At 41.4% G+C, this 24,213-nt stretch carries 25 protein-coding genes; 20 read left to right on the forward strand and 5 right to left on the reverse strand.

Annotated elements, in window-relative coordinates; all coding sequences use genetic code 11:
* The first annotated feature begins 85 nt into the window (after window positions 1–85).
* From BK584_RS17500 to BK584_RS17545, 10 genes are all read left to right on the forward strand, one after another.
* Entirely contained in the window at window positions 86–322 is a 237-nt protein-coding gene (locus BK584_RS17500) for a DUF3977 family protein (protein WP_078395716.1), read from the forward strand.
* A 123-nt stretch (window positions 323–445) separates the two neighbouring features.
* Entirely contained in the window at window positions 446–835 is a 390-nt protein-coding gene (locus BK584_RS17505) for a hypothetical protein (RefSeq protein ID WP_245808897.1), read from the forward strand.
* A 149-nt stretch (window positions 836–984) separates the two neighbouring features.
* On the forward strand, window positions 985–1,323 hold the full coding sequence (locus BK584_RS17510) for a winged helix-turn-helix domain-containing protein (protein WP_078393766.1): 339 nt from the start codon (window positions 985–987) through the stop codon (window positions 1,321–1,323).
* Window positions 1,278–1,658: a hypothetical protein gene (locus BK584_RS17515; protein ID WP_139365696.1), complete on the forward strand. Its 381-nt coding sequence runs from the start codon at window positions 1,278–1,280 to the stop codon at window positions 1,656–1,658. Before BK584_RS17510 ends, BK584_RS17515 begins: the two co-directional genes overlap by 46 nt.
* Before the next feature lie 368 nt (window positions 1,659–2,026).
* Entirely contained in the window at window positions 2,027–3,439 is a 1,413-nt protein-coding gene (gene cobA / locus BK584_RS17520) for a uroporphyrinogen-III C-methyltransferase (protein WP_169871351.1), read from the forward strand.
* A complete protein-coding gene (nirB, locus tag BK584_RS17525; protein ID WP_078393769.1) occupies window positions 3,436–5,865 on the forward strand; it encodes a nitrite reductase large subunit NirB in 2,430 nt (809 codons plus the stop codon). The genes cobA and nirB (BK584_RS17525) overlap by 4 nt, the downstream gene beginning before the upstream one ends.
* Window positions 5,866–5,880: 15 nt before the next feature.
* Complete coding sequence (gene nirD / locus BK584_RS17530) at window positions 5,881–6,204, forward strand: nitrite reductase small subunit NirD (RefSeq protein ID WP_078393770.1); 324 nt, start codon at window positions 5,881–5,883, stop codon at window positions 6,202–6,204.
* A gap of 40 nt (window positions 6,205–6,244) precedes the next feature.
* Complete coding sequence (gene nirB / locus BK584_RS17535; RefSeq protein ID WP_078393771.1) at window positions 6,245–8,512, forward strand: nitrite reductase large subunit NirB; 2,268 nt, start codon at window positions 6,245–6,247, stop codon at window positions 8,510–8,512.
* Between the two features lie 26 nt (window positions 8,513–8,538).
* Window positions 8,539–10,683 carry an assimilatory nitrate reductase catalytic subunit NasC gene (gene nasC / locus BK584_RS17540; protein WP_437182743.1) on the forward strand — a complete coding sequence of 715 codons (2,145 nt, stop codon included), beginning with the start codon at window positions 8,539–8,541 and terminating at the stop codon, window positions 10,681–10,683.
* A gap of 18 nt (window positions 10,684–10,701) precedes the next feature.
* Entirely contained in the window at window positions 10,702–11,892 is a 1,191-nt protein-coding gene (locus BK584_RS17545) for a nitrate/nitrite transporter (protein WP_078393772.1), read from the forward strand.
* A 218-nt stretch (window positions 11,893–12,110) separates the two neighbouring features.
* On the opposite strand, the gene BK584_RS17550 is transcribed toward BK584_RS17545, so the two are convergent.
* Both BK584_RS17550 and BK584_RS17555 read right to left on the reverse strand, forming a co-directional pair.
* Window positions 12,111–12,533, reverse strand: coding sequence for a DUF2188 domain-containing protein (locus tag BK584_RS17550; RefSeq protein WP_078393773.1), 423 nt, complete (start codon window positions 12,531–12,533; stop codon window positions 12,111–12,113).
* A gap of 100 nt (window positions 12,534–12,633) precedes the next feature.
* Window positions 12,634–12,852, reverse strand: coding sequence for a hypothetical protein (locus tag BK584_RS17555; protein ID WP_078393774.1), 219 nt, complete (start codon window positions 12,850–12,852; stop codon window positions 12,634–12,636).
* Between the two features lie 394 nt (window positions 12,853–13,246).
* Here BK584_RS17555 and BK584_RS17560 point away from each other — a divergent pair, with 394 nt between their 5' ends.
* The 5 genes from BK584_RS17560 to BK584_RS17580 are packed head-to-tail and all read left to right on the forward strand — an operon-like array spanning window position 13,247 to window position 17,947.
* Complete coding sequence (locus BK584_RS17560; protein WP_078393775.1) at window positions 13,247–15,157, forward strand: BglG family transcription antiterminator; 1,911 nt, start codon at window positions 13,247–13,249, stop codon at window positions 15,155–15,157.
* Window positions 15,154–15,585, forward strand: coding sequence for a PTS sugar transporter subunit IIA (locus tag BK584_RS17565; protein WP_078393776.1), 432 nt, complete (start codon window positions 15,154–15,156; stop codon window positions 15,583–15,585). The genes BK584_RS17560 and BK584_RS17565 overlap by 4 nt, the downstream gene beginning before the upstream one ends.
* Window positions 15,586–15,599: 14 nt before the next feature.
* Window positions 15,600–15,881: a PTS sugar transporter subunit IIB gene (locus BK584_RS17570; RefSeq protein WP_078393777.1), complete on the forward strand. Its 282-nt coding sequence runs from the start codon at window positions 15,600–15,602 to the stop codon at window positions 15,879–15,881.
* Between the two features lie 37 nt (window positions 15,882–15,918).
* A complete protein-coding gene (gene ulaA / locus BK584_RS17575) occupies window positions 15,919–17,202 on the forward strand; it encodes a PTS ascorbate transporter subunit IIC (RefSeq protein ID WP_078393778.1) in 1,284 nt (427 codons plus the stop codon).
* Window positions 17,203–17,206: 4 nt separating this feature from the next.
* Window positions 17,207–17,947 (forward strand): SIS domain-containing protein, encoded by a 741-nt coding sequence (locus tag BK584_RS17580; RefSeq protein WP_078393779.1) that lies wholly within the window; start codon window positions 17,207–17,209, stop codon window positions 17,945–17,947.
* Between the two features lie 102 nt (window positions 17,948–18,049).
* Here BK584_RS17580 and BK584_RS17585 read toward each other — a convergent pair whose 3' ends face one another.
* Window positions 18,050–18,721 carry a hypothetical protein gene (locus tag BK584_RS17585; RefSeq protein ID WP_078393780.1) on the reverse strand — a complete coding sequence of 224 codons (672 nt, stop codon included), beginning with the start codon at window positions 18,719–18,721 and terminating at the stop codon, window positions 18,050–18,052.
* Window positions 18,722–19,027: 306 nt separating this feature from the next.
* On the opposite strand from BK584_RS17585, the gene BK584_RS17590 reads away from it, so the two are divergent.
* The 4 genes from BK584_RS17590 (at window position 19,028) to BK584_RS17605 (ending at window position 21,751) form a co-directional block, all read left to right on the forward strand.
* Complete coding sequence (locus tag BK584_RS17590; protein WP_078393781.1) at window positions 19,028–19,372, forward strand: hypothetical protein; 345 nt, start codon at window positions 19,028–19,030, stop codon at window positions 19,370–19,372.
* A complete protein-coding gene (locus BK584_RS17595) occupies window positions 19,329–19,586 on the forward strand; it encodes a hypothetical protein (protein WP_139365697.1) in 258 nt (85 codons plus the stop codon). Before BK584_RS17590 ends, BK584_RS17595 begins: the two co-directional genes overlap by 44 nt.
* Before the next feature lie 373 nt (window positions 19,587–19,959).
* Window positions 19,960–20,661: an ABC transporter ATP-binding protein gene (locus BK584_RS17600; RefSeq protein ID WP_078393783.1), complete on the forward strand. Its 702-nt coding sequence runs from the start codon at window positions 19,960–19,962 to the stop codon at window positions 20,659–20,661.
* Window position 20,662: 1 nt separating this feature from the next.
* A complete protein-coding gene (locus tag BK584_RS17605) occupies window positions 20,663–21,751 on the forward strand; it encodes an ABC transporter permease (protein WP_078393784.1) in 1,089 nt (362 codons plus the stop codon).
* A 225-nt stretch (window positions 21,752–21,976) separates the two neighbouring features.
* Here BK584_RS17605 and BK584_RS17610 read toward each other — a convergent pair whose 3' ends face one another.
* Window positions 21,977–22,294, reverse strand: a complete 318-nt coding sequence (locus BK584_RS17610) for a thioredoxin family protein (RefSeq protein ID WP_169871352.1) — start codon at window positions 22,292–22,294, stop codon at window positions 21,977–21,979.
* A gap of 17 nt (window positions 22,295–22,311) precedes the next feature.
* The gene (locus tag BK584_RS17615) at window positions 22,312–23,535 is read right to left on the reverse strand and encodes a CynX/NimT family MFS transporter (protein WP_078393786.1); all 1,224 of its coding nucleotides are present in this window, start codon (window positions 23,533–23,535) and stop codon (window positions 22,312–22,314) included.
* Window positions 23,536–23,921: 386 nt separating this feature from the next.
* On the opposite strand from BK584_RS17615, the gene BK584_RS24225 reads away from it, so the two are divergent.
* Entirely contained in the window at window positions 23,922–24,119 is a 198-nt protein-coding gene (locus BK584_RS24225) for a hypothetical protein (RefSeq protein ID WP_139365698.1), read from the forward strand.
* Window positions 24,120–24,213 lie beyond the last annotated feature (94 nt).

Here is a 24,213-nt window from a genome sequence, read left to right on the forward strand (position 1 = left end):
AAAGCAGTAGTTTATTTGAAGAAGGAATATTTGTTTAATGATACAATAAAAGTTATTATTGTTCGGCTATTGAGGTGGGATGATGTTGAAATTCATTGAATTCGGAATAGGCAATACATGGATAATTAGGACTGAAACAGAGTTAGAAGATGGCACGGAATATGAGGAGAAAGGAATAAAAGGACCAATAAAATTTCACTCCTTGTACTTAAGAATTTGGATAGGTAAAACCGTTTTAATAGCAGATTTAAAAGAAGGTTTTAAAAGACAAAAGAAAAACCGTAACCAATTTAAAGTTATATTTGGTATAGTCAGTGGTTAAATCTTGTTTCACTAACGGGTGCATTCCTACAACAAGGGATGCTTGTTGTTTGTCAACAAAAAGGAAATTAATGTTAAATTAAAGGAGCAGGATATTTTAAGAAGAAACTAAAATTAGGAGGTAATGGAAGTGGATTTTATATACATATCATCAATCATAGTGGCGATTTTTTGTGTTTTCGTTTCAGTTTTTCAAGTGCTACTTTCACTTGGCTATCCTTTGGGTGAATTTGCAATGGGAGGATATTATAAAGTTTTACCTAAAAAATTACGAATTGTGAGTGCAGTGAATGCTTTGATTCTCTTATTTATTGGCTTTATTTTTCTGCAACATACCAATGTCTTAAATGGTTTAGATTTTTTATCTACAAATATTTTAGTATGGGTTATTACAATCTTCTTGGGCTTAAATACAATAACAAACCTAATATCTCGGAGTAAAAAAGAAAGGCTTATTATGACACCATTATCGGGTTTTGTTTTCATATTATGTTTATTTATTACTTTATCATAGGATTATTTCTTTAATTCTTATTCAAGTAATGGGGTGTGTTAGTGCAACAACCTAAATTAAAAAGTCGGTTCCTTGTGTAAAGGAATTCGACTTTTTAATTTAGGTATGCTTAACGTTGTAAATCCGCATTTTCCTGACGTTACCCCTAAGTGAGATTACACGACCCGCCAAAAGAACAAACGATCATTGGCCGTTTATGTATTGATCATGTTGCTAGAACCATTGAACTGGATGGAACAGAAGTTAAATTCAGGGCCAAGGAGTTTGACTTGCTAGCTTTCCTCGCGCTCCATCCTGGTCAAGTGTTGACGAAAGATCATCTATATGAGCGAATTCGGGGGATGGATGCTGCCAGTGATCATACAACGGTGAGGGTCCATGTTAAAAAGATCCGCGATAAACTATGTATCAATGAGATAGAGTTTGAAGGAATTGAAACGGTTTGGGGCGTTGGTTATCGCTTAAGAATCGTTGCTTGCATAGAGTGAAAGAATATCGTTTACCTTTGAAACATCCTGATGGGAAGGTGTTAATAGGTGATGAATGCTCGATTGGATTGGAACGATTTGTTTCACAAAATTTGCGAGCGATTGCGAAGGGCCAATGTCTAGGAAAACCGCTTTTTTTTCTTTCTGTTAAAACGCGTATGGCTTGTTCAAATAAAATCGGTTCTCTGACGGTGTTCCAAAAGTTTGGCCTGGAAACTGATTTACCGGAAGTGATCGTTGAACAGGGAATAAAGACAGTGTGCCCGTTCTGTATAGAAATCTTATCAAGAAAGCGAGTAAATGGTACTTTAATAGGTTCGACCAAAGGGGAATGAAAAGCAAAGTCAACCGGAAACCGGTAGGAAGCTATGTTTTATTTAGTTAACCCTTTAGTGACCCTCTTTAACTCTGATTGAGGCATAGATAGAAGGAAATTGGATTGATATTGAATGCCTGCAGGATCGGATGTCATGTAGCTGGTCGCGTGTATAAATTTGAGAGCGGCGGTTAAATTGAATGAAATCATAGAAGCACCTTGCGATGGCAGGAGTGCTTCTTCTGTTTGTGTTTAAATATCCATCCAGCAAATTTTGTCGAAAGGTATGCTGTGATATTTGTTTACAACTTCACCCATAACCTATACGAGCCGGGTTACACTCACAGCAATACGATAACGATGGAACTTGTTAAAGGGAGGGTCGTCATGGTCGAACAAGGAAGTGTTTATTTGGTCGGAGCAGGTCCCGGAGATGTGGGCTTGTTGACAGTGAAAGGACTAGATGTGTTAAGGAAAGCAGATGTTGTCATTGTTGACCGTCTCGTTAACCCGATTTTATTAACAGAATTAAAAGACAACGCGAAAGTAGTTTATTGCGGAAAGCAACCATGCAAGCATACGCTTCGCCAAGAAGATATTCAAAAAGAGATGGTGATTCACGCCAAAAAAGGAAGGTTGGTTGTACGGCTTAAAGGCGGAGACCCAGCTGTATTTGGTCGTGTGGGGGAAGAAATCGTCTGCTTAGAAGAAAACGGTATTCGGTATGAAGTAGTTCCTGGCGTGACATCGGGGATCGCCGCTTCCATGTATGCAGGTGTACCTGTTACTCATCGAGATTATTCAGGTTCATTTGCGGTTGTCACTGCCCATAGGAAGACTGAAGATGGTAAACCGGATATCAACTGGAAAGAACTTGTTCATTCCGTAGACACCCTTTTATTTTATATGGGTGTGAAGCAACTAGATGTGATAACGACTGAATTAATTAAGCATGGAAAACCGGAGAATACGCCAGTACTTGTGACGGAGTGGGGAACGTACTCGAGACAGCGTTCCGTCGTAGGTACGTTAAAAACCATTTTAGCTGAAACAACTAAGAAAAACGTGATCAACCCCGCAATCATTCTAGTAGGGGAAGTGGTTGGGTCACGGCAATCGATTTCTTGTTTTGAAAACAGGCCGTTGTCTGGAATGGGCATTCTCTTGTTGAATGGGAACGACATGAAGGAGGACGCTTTTTTCCAACAGATGGGCGCCGACGTCTATCCAATTAAGTTAAAGAAATCGCAAATGGAGTCAATCGAAACAACAATTCAAGTAGCCTATGAAGCGAGTGAAGAACAGGCTGTAGTTATCGGGACATCGGACTTATTTCTGTTGTTTTTGAAAAAGCTGGGCCAGGCGGGTTTCGATGTAAGAGCGCTTCATGTCACTATTGCGGCAGGATCGGTTGAGGTGCAAGAAACGTGCCGGAGTTTGGGCTTTCAGTTGCCGCTGTATTCTGCCAAACGATGGCCATTTCCAATTCATTTGAATGATCCTAAACAACCTATTCCAATGTTAGAAGAAAAAAGTGTCTATGTTCTTCGCCGTCTTTTAGAAGAAGGACATCTGACACATGCGTATTGCAAAGACAAAACGGAAGTGGACACGCTGAAACAGGTATTTGAAGGAGAAGCATTTAACCTATCGGAGGTGGGGGTTCTTGCTCCAAACCACGAAGTGCAAGAATATGCGAGCCGTTTTTTTAGCAAAACTGAGGTGCTTGTAGGGAAATTAGAAGCGGCGATTAAAGAAGACAGCTTTCATAATCAAGTAGCGAAGGAGATCTTAATTTGAGACAAGAACGAATCGTTTTAATTGGAAATGGGATGGCGGGCATTCGAACCATTGAAGAAATCTTGAAACTGGAAAAAAATCGTTTTCACATCACTGTGTTTGGTGAAGAACAGCACCCAAATTACAATCGGATTCTGTTGTCTTCTGTGTTGCAAGGAGACGCGGGTGTGGACGATATTGTGTTAAATGAGTATAGCTGGTATGAAGACAATGGGATTGACCTGTTTACGGGTGACCCGATTATAAAGATTGATACAAAAAAACAGGTCGTTTATAGCCGTAGCGGGCTAAAAAAGCCGTATGACCATTTACTGCTGGCAACAGGTTCTAATCCCTTTATGCTGCCTTTGCCTGGCGTGGAAAAAGAAGGGGTAATTGCGTTTCGTAATATCGGCGATTGTGAAACGATGATGGAAGCGGCGGAAACGTATAAGAAAGCTGCAGTCATTGGTGGTGGCCTGTTAGGACTTGAAGCGGCGAGAGGATTATTAAATTTAAATATGGATGTGGATGTAATCCATATTGCCGATCACTTAATGGACCGGCAGCTCGATTCGGATGCAGGCAAGATGCTAAAAGCAGAATTGGAACAACAAGGGATGCGTTTCCATCTGAATAAACAAACGGTCAAAATTAATGGACGAAAGCGCGTCACGGGACTGACATTTAGCGACCAATCAAGCTTAAAAGCAGATCTCGTTGTCATGGCAGTAGGTATTCAGCCTAATGTGGGATTGGCAAAACAGTCAGGAATTAAAGTCGACCGGGCCATTGTGGTCAATGATTGCATGGAAACCAATGTATCAAACGTATATGCGGTCGGGGAATGTGCGGAACACCGTGGCATTGTTTATGGGCTTGTCGCTCCATTGTATGAACAAGGAAAAATACTTGCTTCCAGACTCTGTTCAACTGGAAAAGAAGAGCTGCCTGTATACGAAGGTTCGATTGTGTATACGAAGTTAAAGGTGTCAGGAGCCGAGGTGTTTTCAGCCGGCCAGTTTATTGATGGGGAAGAGACAAAATCAATTCGGATTCATGATGACTTTGAGAATACGTTTAAAAAAGTAGTCATCCGTGATAATTGTGTCGTGGGGGCAGTCTTGTTTGGGGATACAAGTGATTCGTCCAGGTTATTAAGCATGATGCGCTCAAAAACAGATATTTCCCAGATGAGCAAAGCATCGTTGTTGCCATCTGAAGCTGAAGGCGGCCAAGGTGAGTCACTGGTGGCTGCCATGGAAGATGGGGACACAGTTTGTGGATGTAATGGTGTGACAAAAGGGGAAATCGTTTGTGCCATTAAAGATCAAGGTTTAACGACGGTCAATGAGATTAAACAATGTACGAATGCCTCAAGGTCTTGTGGAGGCTGCAAACCGGAAGTCACTGAGCTGCTTGCACTCACAACTGGGGAAGAGGTTTCGACGGTCGCAGAACCTTTATGTGGATGCACGACGCATACACATGAGGACGTTGTGGCTGCGATTAAAGAAATGGGTTTGTCCTATGTTCGTGAAGTGATGAATGTGCTTGGTTGGCATTCAGAGGCAGGGTGTTCAAAGTGTCGTCCCGCATTAAACTACTATTTAGGCTTAGTCAGCCCATTACAGTATAAAGATGATCCGAACTCACGGTTTGTTAATGAACGGTTGCATGCAAATATTCAAAACGACGGGACGTTCTCAGTTGTGCCAAGAATGTATGGCGGCGTGACCAATCCATCTCAATTGAGAAAAATTGCAGATGTAGCGGATAAATACAATGTGCCGTTGGTAAAAGTCACTGGTGGACAACGCATCGATTTGCTTGGTATTGAAAAAGAGCATTTGCCTAATGTTTGGAAGGATCTTGGCATGCGGTCCGGCTATGCGTACGGAAAGACACTGCGCACAGTGAAGACATGTGTTGGAAAAGACTTTTGTCGTTTTGGTACGCAAGATTCAATTGGTCTTGGGATAACGATTGAAAAGAAATACGAGGGGTTGAACACGCCGCATAAAGTCAAAATGGCTGTTTCTGCCTGCCCGAGAAATTGTGCAGAGTCAGGAATCAAAGACGTGGGCATTGTCGGGGTTGAAGGAGCCTGGGAAATCTATGTTGGCGGGAACGGCGGTGTAGACTTGCGGAGTGCCGAATTGCTATGCAAGGTCCAAACCAGTGAAGAAGTGCTCGAAACCATAAGTGCCTTTTTGCAATACTACCGGGAACAAGCAACGTATTTAGAACGTACTTCTCACTGGATTACTAGGGTCGGTCTTGATTCAATCAAACAGGCGATTTTTGATGATGGAATAGGGCGGGATGCACTAATAGAGCGGATGGAAATCGCTTTGTCGATGCACGAAGATCCGTGGAGCGAAATTGTAGACAGCGATGAGAAAAAGACAGAGTTGTTTAAAAACAAAAGTGTAATAGCTCACTAAGGAGGAGGTCTTAATATGACGGCGACTAAGGAAAAAAAGAAAATATTTGTGGCCGATCGAAATGAGCTTTCAATTGGTCTAGGAAAGCAAGTGAGTGTGGATGGAGTCGTGCTTGCTTTATTTTTACAAAGCGATGGGACTGTAAATGCCATAGAGAATGCCTGTCCCCATAAAGGTGGTCCGCTCTCTGACGGTATCGTGAGTGGGGAACACGTTTTTTGCCCGCTGCATGACTGGAAAATTAGCACAAAAACAGGTATGGCACAAGGGGCGGATAAAGGCTGTGTAACTTGTTTTGAGGTAGAAGTGAATAACGGAAAGGTGTACGTGTTTGTTTAGAAGTACCAGGGCAAAACGAGAGTTAGGGAGGAGGAGTGGAATGAGACAACATCTTGTCATCATTGGAAACGGGATGGCTGGCATCCGGTTAGTGGAGGAAGTGCTAAACCTTTCTCCAGACCGTTTTGCCATTACAGTGATCACAAAAGAAGCTTGTCCAAGTTATAATCGGATTCTTCTTTCTTCTGTTCTACAAGGCGTGTGTGCATTTGAGGATATTCAAACACACCCACTCACTTGGTATCAAGAAAATCAAGTCACGCTGCGGTTGGATGAAGCGGTACAGGTCGTGGATACAAAGACAAAGAAAATCATCACGAATGCCAGAGCGTTAACCTATGATCGATTGGTTTTCGCGACGGGGTCAGACCCGTTTATACTTCCTGTGCCTGGAGCAGATAAAAACGGCGTTATGGCTTTTCGAACCATAAAGGATTGCGAAACAATTTTAAGCAACGCCAACACACATCATAGAGCAGCTGTCATTGGCGGGGGTCTTCTTGGGCTAGAAGCGGCTAAGGGACTAATTGATTTAGGAATGGAAGTTGATGTCGTTCATCTATCTAATCGCATTATGGATCGGCAACTTGATAGGAAAGCATCTTCCTTATTGAAACAAGAATTAGAGAAACAAGGGATGCGTTTCTTACTTGAAAAGGAAACGGAACAAATTTTAGGGGAAAAACAAGCAACTGGTATCCGTTTTCGCGACGGGACAGAGATAGCCGCGGATTTAGTCGTGATGGCGGCCGGCGTGCGTCCGAACACGAAACTTGCACAAGAAAGCGGCGTGCCGACGGGGCATGGCATTCTTGTGGACGATCGCTTATGTACAGATGTGCCGCATGTTTATGCTGTAGGAGAATGCGCTGAACATAAGGGAATTATTTATGGACTTGTTGCTCCTCTCTACGAACAAACGAAAATTCTTGCCAGAGAGCTATGTGACCAACCCGGGTTATTTTATCGAGGCTCCGTTGTTTCCGCCAAATTGAAGATAGCGGGAATTGATGTGTTCTCTTCTGGTGATTTATTTGGTGATACGTTGGACGAATGGAGCATGCATCAAGGAACAAAAAGGCACTACAAAAAGCTCTTGTTTAACGGAGATTGCCTTGCAGGAGCTTGTTTAGTTGGGAATATTGATCAAAGTAGCGAGCTAGTAGAGCTGATGCGAAAGAAAACGCCATTATCAGATAAGGAGAAAGAGCAGCTATTAAACGGAAAAGGCAGGTCCAAACAAATTCGGTTGATGCCTCGTTCCGATACGATTTGCCAATGCAATGCTGTATCGAAAGGGACCATTGTTGATGCCATGAAAAAAGCGGCATTAACGACTGTTGAGCAAGTAGCAATAGAGACGAAAGCCGGTAGTTCATGTGGAGGTTGCAAGAGCTTGGTGAGTGAATTGATGCAAGATGTCCAAGCGGGAAGATGCGAGGAAGTGGCTCCTTTCATAGAATCCGTCTGTGCATGTACAAACCGTTCCCAATACGATTTAGCGCATGAAATAAAAAAGAAAAAGCTAGTAACCTTCGATATTGTGGCCTCTTCACTTAATTGGAAGAAAAGGGATGGATGCTCCGTTTGCCGCGACTCAGTCGGATATTATATTAACCGGTTCTTTCCGGATAGGGCCCCGAGAAAGCAAAGTGCAGTGGAAGAAACAGACGGTACTTTCACAGTAGCTGTCCCTATGATAGGTGGAATGTGGAAAGGCGAGCAATTGGGGCTATTGGAACAAGTCGTGCGAACTTATCAACTGCCGGGAGTCTATCTGGATGAAACGAGCAAACTTCAGATAAAAGGGATTCCGTTAGAACAAGTGGAGCAAGTTCAATCTGCACTCGACCTGCCGATCACAACTCCTTATGGAAAGCAATTGCATGTCGTGCTCGCTCAAGACAAGGAAGGGTGGGAAAGTGGAAAAGAGCTCGCTGATCGTTTATTTGCTCATTTCAAGGGCGATATGTTTCCAGCAGAAATAGTCGTTTCCTTTGGGGAACAAAAAGTGAAACGAATGCCTGACATGACAATAAGGGAAACGATATTAGGGTGGGAATGTTATCTACTTTCTGAAGAAAAAGAAAAGTTGCTTTTTATGCATGAGTCGACTATCGGTTTTTATCGAATGATTTGCGTATTGCTGCACAGCTATAGCGAAAAAGCACTCTATGGTGAACGAATCAACGATTGGATTGAAAAAGAAGGCAGAATTACCGTTTTAGAAACGCTGTATGCCTCCTCACTCAGGAATAGGTTAGAGGTCTCTAAGAAGAAACAAGAGGTCGTTCTATCTGTGCATTAAAAAATGATAAAAAGGAATGAGGATAAGTGGCGAAACCGGTCCCTTTGCTGAAGGAGCAAACAAACAAGGAAACAGAGATATTGGTTACCCATGATACCCAATGCCCGTTTTGTAGTGTGCAATGCAAAATGCAATTGTTAGAAACGAAAAGCAAGCATCGCACTTCTTATCAGATGATAGGCAAAGACAATCCAACATCAAAAGGCCGATTATGTGTCAAAGGAATGCACGCTTACCAGCATACACTGCACAAAGACCGGCTTTCACATCCGTTACTGAAAGTGAATGGCGAGTTTGTTCCAATTACTTGGGAAGAGGCTTATGAAACAATGACATCACAAGTGAAGTCAATTCAACGTGAGGACGGAAACGATGCAATGGCGGTTTACGGGAGTGCGTCTATTACAAACGAAGAAGCATATGTGCTAGGAAAATTCGCGCGCGTTGGTTTACGAACAAAACATATCGATTATAACGGTCGGTTGTGCATGTCGGCCGCGGCAACTGCAGCGTCTGCTTCTTTCGGAGTTGACCGGGGTTTTACGAATGGACTTGACGAAATCCCTTTTTCGGAATGCATTGTGCTGGTCGGGACAAATTTAGCTGAATGCCAGCCTACGCTCATGCCTTATTTTGAAGAGGCGAGAAAACATGGCGCGTTGATCATTGTTGTTGATCCTAGAGAAACAACAACGGCCAAACTTGCGGACATCCATTTAAAGCTAAAGCCCGGAACAGATGCGGCACTGGCTAATGGATTGTTAAAAACGATTATAGAAGAAGGTTTCACAGATGAGGTTTTCTTAAAAGAGCGAGCCGAGGGGTTTGATGACGTAAAAGCCTATCTCGCGTCTATCTCGCTGGCGACGATCGTGAACCAAACGGGAATCAAGGAGGACGACCTCATTCGGGCGGCGAGGACGTTTGGTCAAGCTAGAAGCGGGATGATCTTTACCGCGAGGGGCATTGAGCAGCAGACAGATGGTGTCATGGCTGTGAGGAATTTTCTTAATTTGCTCATTGCTACAGGGAAACTGGGAAAACCTTTCTCTGGGTATGGCGCCATTACTGGTCAAAGCAACGGCCAAGGCGCAAGAGAGCATGGTCAAAAAGCCGACCAGCTCCCAGGGTATCGAGCAATTGAGAATTCCGAACATCGATCATTTATTGCCGATGTGTGGGGGATAGAAGCAACCGATTTGCCGGGAAAAGGTGTATCTGCTTTTGAGCTATTTGAAAAAATGGACCGCAAGGAAATTACGGGCATGTTTTTAGTCTGTTCAAATCCGGTTGTCTCCAATCCAAAAGCAGATTTTGTCAAAAAAGCGATCGGAAAGCTGAAATTTTTTGTAGCGGTCGATCTTTTCTTATCGGAAACCGCTCAGCTTGCGGACCTTGTTTTGCCGACAACTTCTTTTTTAGAAGATGAGGGAACGATGACAAATGTAGAAGGCAGAGTAACGCTCCGGGAAGCAAGCGTCGAACCGTACGGAGAGTCAAAACATGACTGGCAAATCATTCAGGATCTAGCTAGAGCTCTTGGAAAAGAAAAATACTTTTCTTATACATGTGCAGAAGACATTTTTAATGAACTCCGAAAAGCAAGTAAGGGCGGGATCGCAGACTATTATGGTATCACGTATAAGCGGTTAAAAAATGGAAACGGCATTCTTTGGCCATGTCCGACGTTGGATCACCCTGGTACGCCTCGGTTATTTGATCAGACGTTTCATCGAGCGAACAAAAAAGCGTCTATGGTTGTAGTGCCAAATGAGGCGTTTGTTCCTAAAGAAGCCCCCAGTCCTGATTTTCCACTTTATTTAACGACCGGGAGGGAACTGGCTCATTATTTAACCGGGGTACAGACGAGAAGCAGCCCAAGTTTACTGGCGAGGAGTTTTGAATCGTTTATGGAAATCCATCCAGAAACAGCAGGGGCATACGGCATTCAAGACCAATCGTTTGTACAACTAACGTCTCCTCAAGGAAGCCTCGTTGTACGTGCCCGTTACAGTGATAAAACTCGACAGGACACGGTCTTTGTGCCATTTCATTGGGGCGGGCAACAAAACATCAATCGATTGGTTTCGGCAAATTTAGATCCTGATTGCCGAATGCCTGGGTTTAAAGTGAGTGTCGTTAAGGCAGAACCATTAAAACAAACAAGATAAATAAGGAGGAGTTCTGAAATGAGGCTATCTGATTTAAGAAAAAGCGGACACTCCCCTTCGCTTTTTTCGGCATTTTTATACTTTGATGTCAGCTTTATGATCTGGGTACTATTAGGCGCATTGGGGGTTTACATTACAGCTGAATTCGATTTAACAGCCACACAATTAGGATTGATTGTTGGTCTTCCGATTTTAGCGGGTTCATTCTTCCGCATTATCGTCGGGATTATGGCAGATCGATATGGACCTAAAAAAACCGGTATCGTTGGCATGTGTGTAACCATTATTCCTCTTACTTGGGGCTGGCTGTTTGGAAATAGTGTGTCAGAACTCTTAATGATTGGAATTCTACTCGGTGTCGCTGGTGCTAGCTTCTCCGCCTCTCTTCCAATGGCAAGTCGATGGTACCCCCCACATTTGCAAGGTGTGGCGATGGGGATAGCAGGTGCAGGGAATAGTGGAACTTTACTTGCGACATTATTTGGACCACGCTTGGCGGAAGTATACGGGTGGAATGGGGTAATGGGACTCGCTCTAATTCCGCTCCTCCTTGTCCTGCTTTCATTTTGTTTGATGGCAAAAGAACCGCCTAATCAACCGAAACCGAAAAAGCGACAAGAGTATCTATTAGTCTTAAAAGAAAAAGATGCGTGGTACTTTTGTTTGCTTTACAGTGTGACCTTCGGCGGGTTTGTCGGATTATCTAGCTTTTTAAGTTATTTCTTTGTGACTCAATACGCGGTATCAGGCGTAAGAGCGGGAGAATTTGTCACACTCGTTGTAGCAGCCGGCAGTTTGCTCCGGCCAATTGGCGGGCTAATTGCGGATAAAATAGGCGGGACACGCTTATTATTTGTTCTTTTCATTGGCATTGCCGTCTGCATGTTTGCTGTCAGTACCATGCCTCCTGTCGCCTTAGCGATTGCTGTTCTTTTTATCGGAATGGGTTGTTTAGGGATGGGGAATGGCGCGGTGTTTCAATTAGTTCCCCAACGGTTCCAAGAGGAAATTGGGGTTGTTACCGGGCTTGTAGGAGCAGCTGGTGGAGTCGGGGGGTTCTTTCTACCAAATATTTTAGGCTTATTTAAGGACTGGACTGGAACATATGCCAGTGGCTTCATTGTGTTTGGAATCGTTTCATGCTTTGCATGTGTTCTCCTTTTCTACGCACAGCTTTCGTGGAAAAAAGGAATAGCTCAAACCTCTTAATGTTTGGTGGCGTAAAAAAATCAAATACGAAGATCATGGACAAAAAAGGTGAATCTTCATTCAAATAGATTAAAAGAAATTACTAGATTACTAGAGGCAGAAAGGGGAGACAGTGATTTCATTAATACATAAGAAGCAACTCCTTTAAGGAGTTGCTTCTTTTAGGTCTCATAAAGGTGGAGGATTTAGGAGTAAGGGTAACACCCATCTCAATTCTACTAATTCGATGATGAATCGTGAATCTCAACGTCCGTGCCTTTATTATCAGCGATGGAATGAGCTTTTTGGAGTGCTTCTTTTTTTGTAGAAAACACATAAGCTGGCTGTTTTGCGCCTTTTGCTTGAACAGCCCAACCATCATCCCGTTTTACGACTTGTTCTTTACGTTCGGTTAATTCGGGAGATGAAGAAGAAGAGCGATTGGAAGAGGGCTTTACTTGTCCATTCGCATTAAACGATTCAATTTCCTGTTTAGTCGCATTTTCATACCATTCTTTTGCTTGCTCTGTTGCAATCGGAATCGCTCGATCTTCATCATACCCATCATCAAGCATCGCATTAGCAATTTCGATTGCTTTTTTTCGGACAGGTTTATCAAAATTCTTAAGTGAAGAAGGGTAGTCCTGCATTGTCCAAGGCATTTTTTTGACCTCCTCTTTTTTATCTTTATATCCTTCCTTTTTGAAAATCAAACATGAGAAAACACCAACCAGTTCACAGTAATTGCACAAACTGCGGTTGTTAAGATTGGAGAGAAATAGATAAAGCCGTGCCAAAGTCGTGTACTTGGACGGAGTTCATCATATTCCATCCAACTGTACTGCCTATGATAAGCTTTTTATTTGTTTCGCCAAGAACAGAGACGGCGAGATAGTAACCGGATTCTCTAATTACCGTTACTAAAGGCAAAATAAAAAGCGCAGCCATAAACAATCTAAACCAATCGAGTGGACTGAACAAATGCGCCTCCTTTCAATTGTAATCTCTCTATATACGACAGTAAGTAATTATAAATAAGAATGACGGATTGCTTATGTTACGCTGGTAGGAATTAGAAATCAACAGAAAACAAGAGATTACTAGAATTGAAAGTAACGTGAAATCGAGTTTTAATATCGCTGTTTGTAGGATGGATCACACAGATAACGAAAGCGCATTCCTCACAAATCGCAGCCTTGCTTTTTTGGTATCGATTAAAAAGCAAGGCAATGGTTGAAAATAAGAGGAAGTAGGTGGCGTAAAGGGTGGGAGAAGATCTTCCACTCTTTCTGCTAGTTGTTTGCCACAGTTGTGCTATATTTCAGTCTTTGGCGAATGCACGTAATTAGATATGATGAACTCAAGGGTGATGCAGATGTTGTCCTCCAGACAAAAGAAAATAGTAGCTAAATTAATGGAAAGCACACAATATGTCACGATTGAATTTTTAGCCAAATGGCTAGATGTTAGCGGAAGGACGATCCGTTATGACTTAGATTCAATTGATGTCAAGATTCGATCTACTGGTGCGCGAGTGAAGCGTATGCCTGGTAAAGGCGTAATGCTTCGAGTCGGTGAAGAGAACCGCCCACTTCTGTACGAATTAACTGAAGAGAGGCAGTCAAACACGGACAAAGATACCTTGGTATTAATGATGGGGTTGTACGCTGTTATAAAAGGTTCATTTACAATTCAACAGCTTGCTGATGAATTTTACTTGAGTCGCTCCAGTATTCAAAAGTACTTGCCAGATGTGGAGGAGTGGCTTGATCATTTTGATCTTCAAGTCATGAAGCAAGCATGGAAAGGCCTGCAAGTAATTGGTACAGAACGAAGCTTGCGCTTTGCCCTCTATCAGATGTTGTCCGAAAAGCAGGCTGATTTGGAGCGTGTCCACGAATGGTTAAAGGTGGAACCACTTGAGCAAGAGCTTGTTGAAAGTTGGCTTAGCTCTTGTCAAAAAGATAGAGGCATTCATTATAGCGAAACATCGCTTAAACTGTTGTTTCTTTTCTTATGCTGGTGGAGAGAACAATTTGAAGCCGGGAGGTATGTATTTATACCGAAAGAACATCGTCATAAAAACCGTTACCACTTAGGTGATGTAAAACGCTTTATTGAAAAAAATGCTGAAGACAACCGTGTGATGATTCATGAATGCGCATTCTTGGATGATTTGTTTGATCAGGCAAAAGTGGTTTCTTATCAAAAAGAAGCGGTGAATGGGCGGAATTATCAGCGTGAGATTCAATTTAGCAAGCAGCTACTCGCACAAGTTTCGACTGTGTTACAAGTTGACCTACAGGCAGATGAGAAGTTATTAAACGATTTAACGTATCATGTGAAAGCTGCCTTTAATCGATTGGCTCAAGGCGTAGAAATTGATAATCCTTACACGGAAGAAATTAAAGTTAGGTATCGAGCCATTTATGAAATGGTTTTTCAAATGACAAATGATATGGGCTATCGCTTATTTGCGGCAGAAGTGGCTTTTATTACGATGCATATTAGTGCTGCGTTTGAACGAAGCCGAAGTCGGAAATTCTTGCCAACGGTTCTTGTTGTTTGTTCGTCTGGTTTAGCCACTTCCTCTATTTTAACAACAAAATTAGAACACATTGAACCGGGCTTCCATTTAATTAATGTTGTCAATACGACGGATTTAGAACGTGTCCTGGAAGAAAGTGGACCGGACTTTGTATTAACGACGCAAGACCTTTCATTAAAACAAATGCATCCAATAAAACTGTTTCGCGTTAGCCCGCTATTAAGTGATGATGATAAACGACTGATTCAACATGAAGCGCACAAGATTATTAATCGAAAGCAGCTCGCTGCATTTAATGAACTTTACAAGCAAGCGTCGTTAGTGGAACCGGCTTTGTTTGATGAAAAAATACACACGGCCAAGACGCACGATTGGCGAGATGCGGTTTCACTTGCCGCTAAACCTCTATTGCAAGCGGGATATATTAAGCAAAGTTATGTACAAGAAATGATTATGTCAGTCGAGCGAAACGGCACATACATGGTGTTTTTACCACGAATTGCGTTTGTTCATGCTAGTCAGGACAACGTGATTAAAGAAGGTATTAGCATGACGGTGCTTGAACAAGAGATTGACTTTGGTGATTTAAATCCTGAACGGGTTGATATTGTCATCGTATTGGCAATAAAAGAAGCGCATAACCAAGATTTTTTACAGCTATTTCGTTACCTAGAGGATGAAAAATCGAGAGAGACGATCTTAGCAAAATGGAGTGAGAGAAAGGACGCGACGAGATGACTGCATGGATAAAAAAAGAACATGTTGCTCTTGGCATTAAAGTGAACAATTGGGAGGAGGCGATTCAAGCTTCTGGAAATTTGCTTCTGGAAACAGGAGCCGTGACCGAGGATTATATTGAGCAAATGATCGCTTCGGTCAAGGAAAACGGACCTTACATTGTCATTGGACCAGGCATTGCCATGGCCCATGCAAGGCCTAGTGAAGCCGTGCGTGAGGATGCGATTTCGTTAGCTGTTTTAGAGGAAGCTGTGCCGTTTGGTAGTGAACAAAATGACCCCGTTGATTTAGTGTTTTCTTTCTCAGCGACAGGGTCAGATTCACATTTAAAAATGATTGAACGTTTGTCACACGTGCTTATTGACGAAGACAAAGTCGAGCAACTTCGGCAAGCGAAGACTGTAACGGCAGTACACCAATTAATTTAAAAGGAGAGAGTATGATGGCGAAATTAAAAATTATGACAGTATGTGGGTTTGGACTTGGTTCTTCAATGGTCTTAAAAATGAATTTAGATGGGGTCCTTAAAGAGCTAGGGATTGAAGCGGATGTGTTTACTGGTGATGTTGGATCGGCACAGAGCACACCGGCCGATTACATTTTCACAAGTAAAGAGTTAGGTGAGAAGTTAAGTGAAACTGCTGGGAAACCGGTTATCATCATTAACAGCTTTGTGAATAAAGCAGAAATTAAAGAAAAAGTAGAAGCGGAACTTCAGGCGTAAGCCTGAATTCCATTCTAATGAAAAAGGGGGCATTACAATGCAAGCTGTGATGAATTTTTTTATTGAAATTATTCGAGAACCTGCCATTTTTCTAGGATTAATCGCATTAACGGGCTTATTGTTATTGAAAAAAGATTTTTCTTCTGTTGTTGCAGGGACAGCTAAAACCGTGATTGGCGTAGTCATACTCACACAAGGGACAAACATTTTAATGAGTTCCATTGCGCCATTAACGGAAGGCTTTAATGTCATGTATAACATCGACAATCCAGAAGTGGCACCCGCCCTAGGGGCTGATACGATTTTAAGCCAATACGGGACTCAAATCGGAATTGCAATGCTTGCCGCTTTTGTTATTAATTTAATTGTTGCGCGGTTCACACCAATTAAGCATGTTTTCTTAACAGGACATATGTTGTTCTGGTTTCCGTTTATCTTTGTTGCAGTAGGTGTAGAAAACGGCTTGAGTAACCCGCAGTTGATTGTATTCGCTTCCGTCATGACGGCGCTTTACATCATCATTGCACCTGCGCTATTGCGTCCGTTTGTTCGTAGAGTAACAGGGTCCGATGATTTTATTATCGGTCATCCGACAACAATCCTCTCGCTCATTGCTGGTTGGGTCGGTATGTTGTTTGGGACAAAAGGGAAATCATCTGAAGATATTACGTTTCCGAAGTCAACAGAATTTTTGCGTGAGATAAGCATTACTTCTTCCATTACGATGTTTTTAGTGTACATCGTTGTTAGCTTCATTATTGGCTTTGATACGGCTACTGTCGCTTTTGGTGCCGAACAGAACCTCTTTATTTACAGCATTATGCAAGGGATTTTATTTGGAGCTGGCTTGACCGTTCTATTGCTTGGTGTACGAATGATGCTTGCAGAAATCATTCCAGCGTTCCAAGGTATTTCACAGAAATGGATTCCAAACGCTGTTCCAGCATTGGATGCACCAATTCTATTCCCGTTTGCTCCAAATGCGGTTTTAATTGGTTTTATTGTCTCGATGGTGACATCGGTCGCGACGATCTTCCTGACCGGAAGCCTTGGCGTCTTTAGTTTCGTCATTGTCCCACTAACGATTACGTGCTTCTTTGAAATCGGTACAGCTGCCATCATTGGTAACGGAACAGGTGGTTTAAAAGGGGCGATCGCCGGCTCAGCTGTTGCTGGGGTAGTGATGATTTTCTTAGTTGGTCTATCCGTTCCAATTCTAAGTGGTACCGCGGCGGACTGGATTGTCATCTTTGGCGGAAATGACTTCTCGCTCTGGTCCTTTATCGGTGATCTGATCGCAAAACTTTTTCCAGGAGGTTAACTGAATGTCTTATATGAACAATTATTATCATTCTATTACGGAAGTCCTTACAGGCATTATGAAGCAGCAGGAGAGCGTTCTTGAGGAAGCAGCTTCGATGATGGAGCAAGCAATTGAGTCTGGTCATTCCCTCTACCTCTTCGGTGCATCGCATGCTGGAATTGTAGCAGAAGACGCCTTTTACCGAGCGGGTGGACTAGCGCTTTTTAACCCGTTGTTTAGTCCGGCGCTCATGCTTAATGTAGAGCCGATCACGCTAACATCAAAGTTAGAGCGCTTGGAAGGGTTTGGCAAGCTACTACTTGACTCGAAACCGGTACAAACCGGGGATATTTTGTTGATACACTCGGTTTCGGGACGGAATCCTGTCGCCATTGATTTGGCTCTTGCTGCAAAAGAACAAGGCATGCATGTGATCGCCTTAACCAACTTAACCTATTCCAAGAGTGTTAGCTCCCGTCATTCTTCAGGCAAGCGATTGTTTGAAGTGAGTGATCTTGTTATCGACAACCTTGGTGAGCCAGGTGATGCTGCCGTTCAGATTCAATCACTCTCACAGAAAGTCGCACCTACTTCAACAATCGCAGGAAGCTTTGTCATTCATTCAATTGTTCTAAAGCTAATCGAAAAGCTTGAAGCGAAAGGCAAAGAAGTGCCAGTTTTCCGAAGTGCTAATTTAGATGGTGGCGATGCTTACAATATGGCAATGATGAAGAAGCATAAAAATCAGATTCATTACATGTAAAGTAGGCAAGAACGTACACGGAAAAGAAAAAACACGCTCACTAAAGCAGTTGCTTTTTTGAGCGTGTTTTTCTTATGAGCTTCCGATTTATTTAAAAGAGAGTTATTCTTCGAACCACCAGTCAACCCGAATGGTGCCGTCTTCTGCTTCAATTCCTCTTACAACAATGTAATACGTTGTATCATCGATAAAGTCGATGCTTCGTACACCCTCTTCGTTCTCCTCGTTCATACCTAGATATTGTTTGTTTTCATCATAAGCGGTTAATCCGTGAGCACTACTGTTACCAATCTGATGATCAGCAGTGAAGTAGACACGGTCGCCTGATCGCCCTTGAACCGGAATTAAATGTTCTCCGTTAAAGGCGTCATAGTGGACTTCAACAAAGTCTTCGCCACGTTCCTCTTGCCAGTTTTCTTTACTCGTGACGTCAAAAGGAAGCAATAGCAGACAACCAATTGGAATGACAAAAACAAGCAACGAGTAACGTATTGATTTTTTTGCTAATGTCGTTCCAAGAAAGAACAACAGTGAAAAAAGTGCGCCAATCGTGCCTGCATACAAGATAAACAAGAGCGGCGGTAGGAAAAATACAAAAGCTAGGTACCCGAATAGGATATACAAAACCATCTGTTTGTTGCGTGTGAATGGTCGCAAAAATCGACCGATAAAATCGATGAGGAAAGAACTGACGATGCCATAGCCAAAAAAGGCAACCCATATCCATGGAGATGAAATGAGTTCTTGATATTCATATAAATTAAAGTCAAACATAAAAAAGGTAAAGAGAAAAAGAATCGAAATGGAGAATCCCGCTCCAACGAGCTTTTCGAATGCTTTTGTTTTAATGGATGTGGTGTTGATAAGAAATCACCTCGTAGAAAATGTTCATACAATCAAATCTTGTGATGACGTTTAAAAGTATAACAGAGGAGAACGAGTTATGGGGACGCTCTTTTTTAACAAGAGTGATCGCTACTCGGAAGGAAAAGAAGTACTCAGATTGAAGAGTATGGATAATTGTGCTAATTTTAATGCAATTAAAAAGCAAATATATAGAGATTAATAAGGAGTGAGGAGATGGATAAGCATATTCAAAACTTACTTACATACGCGCAGGAAAAATGGGGCTTAAGCAATTATCGTCTCCAGCACTATGTAATGAATCAAGAGCTTACTCGTCTAAATGAAACAATTTATACACTGTGCACTGAGTGGTTTCCACCAGGTAAAGAGACACTAGATGAAGACGGATGCAACCCTGAAGGCACAGCCGTGATTGAGGTAGAAATTCATTCGCGTATGTTTCGGAGTGTGATTTTTGTTGGAGGGATCACGCATGCGGAGAGTGTGTGTATAAAGGGTGGGTGGTCTATCTGCTGTGACGAAATGGGTGGAAGAAGAAACTGGATTAACAGCAGATAGACAGTTTATGCTTGAAAAAGAGCAAGTAGGATCTTATTCCTTTAGAAGTTGCATAGACGGGGTTATGACTTCTCCAGCAGGCTTCATTGATTGTGAGTTCGATCAACAGAATCGCCTCACTTCTTTTTCAAAACACGGCCCATTCCCTGAACTGGATAATCGGAAAAAAGACACGTTCACATTAACAAATGAAAGCGTTCTATCCACAGGGTAGGCAGGAACATTCGAAAAGGAAGAGATAAAAGAAGCAGAATATCCACATAATTTAATAATTATAAACAGGAAGCAGGGGACATCTCCACGTTATGAACAGTGAATTTAGAAGAATGGCCCTTTTTAGTGAGGTTATCCACAGGATAGAAGAGACGAATAGGAAATGCTTTAATAAGTGGGAATGACGTGTATAGAGCAAAAAGAGGATCATGTGAATAATACTGCGCATGTCTTTCTATTTTTGATAGAATTAATTATAAAGTTGAAAGGTACTGTGTCTTTTTGATAATGCTATTCCAATAATGTTGCTTGTTATAATAGTATCTAAGGAATTCTCATAGAAAACTACAATCTATTTATGTGGGGGGAGTTACATGCTGGAGATAAATCAGGTTAGTGGGGGCTATCTTTCTCAACAAATTATACGGGATATCTCTTTTAAAATAGAGACTGGGGAAATCGTTGGTTTAGTCGGTTTGAATGGTGCAGGCAAAAGTACGACTCTTCGCCATCTTACTGGTTCCTTAAAACCGATGAGTGGTAAGGTTTTGATAAACAATCGAGAGTGGTACAGCGAAAGAGAAAAACTGTCCCTTATTCCTGATCATCCAAAACTTTATCCGAATTTAACTGTTCGTGAACATTTTGAGTTCTTAAAACTCGTTTATCAGATCGATCATGATGATGATTTAAATCAATTAATCAAAAGATATTCACTACATGAGCATTTGAATAAATATCCTTACGCATTGTCTAAAGGGACACAGCAAAAAATTTCAATTATAAGTGCGATGATCACGAACCCCACTTATCTTATAGTAGATGAGCCCTTTATGGGTCTTGATCCTCTAGGATTAAAATGTTTTCTGGAAGACTTGAACAAACTCAAAGAAAACGGTAAAGGAATCATCCTGTCTACTCACATGCTAAACATCGCAGAGAAATTGTGTGACAGAGTAATCGTTATGCATAAAGGCGCCCAGAAGCTTTATAACGAGAGCCCTTATCTTTCAGCAGAGCTGTTCAAAGAAAGAACTTTAGATGAGCTCTTTTTTTCGATGATTGAGGGTGCATAATATGAAAGAACTGTTTCTAAAACGGTTTTATGAATCTATGAAAAGGAATAAAAACGTTCTTATTAAACTGTGTGGACATAGCGGGGTGTATGCGCTAATACCCTTTTTAATGTTCGCTATATATATGGTTATCCATTTTTTGGACAGTGAACAACTTCGATCCGTGCACCAATCGCTCATCTTAACTGCGCTCTTTGTATTTTTCGTGCTTAATAAAGGAATCATTAGTTTTATTAGTGAGTATGATGAGATTTATCTAGCGCCTAAAGTAAATAAGATGAGTGGCTATTTTATGTATTGTTTGATTTATAACTTGTGTATTCAAGTGATAAAGGTGACGTTATTCTTTTTCTTTTTAATGCAAGTAATTTCAATCGATCTAAGCGGAACGTTGTCTTTATTCGTGTTTATTCAGCTGATTGGTATACTGCATATTTTGTATTTGACTTTAATTGTTAGTTTAAGTTCAAAAAGGCCATTCTTCTTCTTGGTCTTTGAACAAATTGGTATGGCAGCATTGGTTGTCCTATTGTTAGAAGAATCAATCTTATTTGGTGTTGCGATAATGATCGCCATCATCGGTGGAGGGATATTCTATAGTAAAAATGTCATTTTTCCTATCTATTCATGGCAAAAATTTAGACAATCGGAAGAGCGTGCCAAGAGATTATCAACGATCTTTTTAAGTAGCTTCATGAACGTCGAATCGAGTCAGTTGACCTATAAAAACATGTTACCGTTAATCTTCTTCAGAAAGACAGGAAATCCAGTCGTATATTTACTATCACGATCAACGGTAAGAGGAACAGAAAATAGTAGAAACTTTATGAGAGTCATTTTAGTAGCGGTAGTCTTAATTGTGTATATTAAAAATGTCATCCTTCTTCTTCCTTTTATAGCTATAATCGTTTATTTTAATACGTATCAATTTATTCAAGGTGCAGACTTAAGAAGAGAGATCGTCCCTCCTTATTACCCAATTACGGATGAATTGATAAAAGGTGCAAGAAGTCATCTTAAGAAAAGAGCTATCTATCTACAATTAACGATCTTTTTGTTGTTTTTCTTTATACAGAGAGTGTTTTTATAAAATGATCATTTGATGGAAGGTGATGGGGAGCAAGACTTTGCCAGTTTATCCTCGCTCCCGTCATCCGCTTCGCTTTTCGTGGCCCATCCACGTTATCTCCCAAAGAAGTTTACATGCATGACTTCCGTTAGTTGTCCTATAATGCATTAAGACATGTGAGATAAGAGATTAAATAAAAAACGACACAGATTCGATTCGAATTTGTCTCGTTTTTTCTACCGAAGATTACTTTGAAAGTCTACGTAGATCGTCTTCTAACTTCGCCACTTGAATAAAACGGCTTTCTCTTATTTCCTCGCGTTTCCCTTTTAAAACGATGATTGTTGGGACGGTAAATACGAGAAACTTCCCCGCAATTTCTTTTACTTCAGTAGCATCAACTTTCGCTAGAGGGATGGATGTTTGTTCGAATAGAGGTTGGACTTGTGGCCACAGTCCATGACAAACGCTACAATTCTCCTGATAAATATAGATTGCTTTTGTTGTGTGACTTGCTAAAAAAGTTTCCAGTTCATCTAGCGAATGGACAAGTAACGGGTCCACTATTAATCACCCTTCAATTACGTTGTTTTTTGGGACGGTTGAAATACTTTCTGATCTTTGCCTGCAACAAGTCCAAATACGGAAATGCATAAAGAAACAATCATTAACAGAGCGAGTGGAGCGGACCACCCCTGCGTCCATTCTGCTACAGAGCCAAGCAGAATCGGACCAAGAGCCGCGATCATATAGCCAACTGATTGAGCCATCCCAGATAATTGTGAGGATTCGGCCACCGTATTTGTACGTAAGACAAAAAACATCATTGCTAAACTAAAGGTCGTTCCTGCACCGATGCCAGCTAGGATAAGGAAAAGAACAATGGCACTTGACGAAGTGAAGGAGACACCTAGCAACCCAAAGAAAAAGAGAAGACCGGATAGAAACGCAATGAAGCATTGACTCTGCATTTTGGCAGCTATAATAGGAACAATAAACGTAGCCGGAATTAACCCAACTTGATAAATGGCCATTAACCAACCCGCTTCATGTTCATCAAACCCTTTTGATATCAATATATCAGGAAGCCAGGTAAACAAGCTATACGGAATGAATGATTGAAATCCCATAAACAGTGTTACGGCCCAGGCTATTTTAGATTTGTATAGAGGTGTAGAAGAGTGGTTTTTCACTTTTCCAGGAACCTTTTTATTGGATGATCGAATTTCCGGTAATCGTAAAATCAATATGACAACGGCAATCATTGAAAACAGTGCCCAGATTTGCATGGAATTACGCCAAGAAAAGATGTCGAGTGAAGCAATCGGGACAGAAACGCCTGATGCGAGTGCGCCAAAGACATTCATCGATACAGAATAAAGACCTGTCATCACACCTACACGAAATGGAAAGCTTAATTTTATTAATCCAGGCATTAGTACGTTCCCGACGGCAATACTTAATCCGAGCAGGATTGTTCCGGTTAGCAACATGGAGGTGCCGCCAAGGGAACGAAAAATGATGCCAACCGATAAAACAATCATCGCAAGTAGCAGCATAATCTCCATCCCCATTTTTCTAGATATGCCGGGGATAAATGGAGAGAATAGACCAAATGCTAGTAATGGAAGTGTATTAACGAAACCGACGATAGTATTCGATACACCTAAGTCTTCACGAATAAATGGAATAAGCGGTCCAACCGACGTAATCGGTGAACGTAATGTAGCCGCGATAACGAGAATGGAAAGAAATAATAAAATTGTATAATACCGTTGTTTGGTGCGTTGAGGAAACTCTTCCATATATGAACTCCTTTATGAGCTTGAAAAGCATTTGTAGTGGAACACGAATTAATGCGATCTAAGTATCTTATCATGTTGATCCTCAATAATATAGGAGTAATGGATACGATAGATGAAGGAAGGTAATTTTTGGGTCTTTGTACGAAGTCTTTGAATACAATTGAGTTGGAATGAATAGAAATTTTTATTCCATAATTTTCGCTATTTTACTAATTGAGCCGAAACTTTACGTAGGAAAAAACGTATACAACTACTATTAAACTTTTTTTGGAGATCGTTAAGAATAGGGTGATTAGAGGGGAGTGAAAGAGGTGGCGAATAATGTGAAAAAGAAAAAAAGACATGATGGGGTGTAATGGTTATATACAATCGGGAATTGGCTCTTCATGCGATCATGTTTATTCCTCGGACTATTCGATCAATTTTTACATCTTAATGATTTAGTGATCATTGGAGGAAGTATGTTGCTTGGAATTGGAATAGGGTTATTCATGGATAATGTCGCTGCGGGTACATTGGCAGGAATCGGAGTAGGGTTAAGAGAGGCAGTTTATTCAAAAGTGAATAAAGAAGAGAACGATTGAGTATTTTATCGCGCCAGATCATTGCAGTTTCTGGTGTTTTTATTATTTTAAGATTCAAAAGAGACGGGAATACCTGTACGCTAATTCGATAAGA

The sequence above is a fragment of the Shouchella patagoniensis genome, assembly GCF_002019705.1.
In the GTDB taxonomy this organism is placed as follows: domain Bacteria; phylum Bacillota; class Bacilli; order Bacillales; family Bacillaceae_D; genus Shouchella; species Shouchella patagoniensis.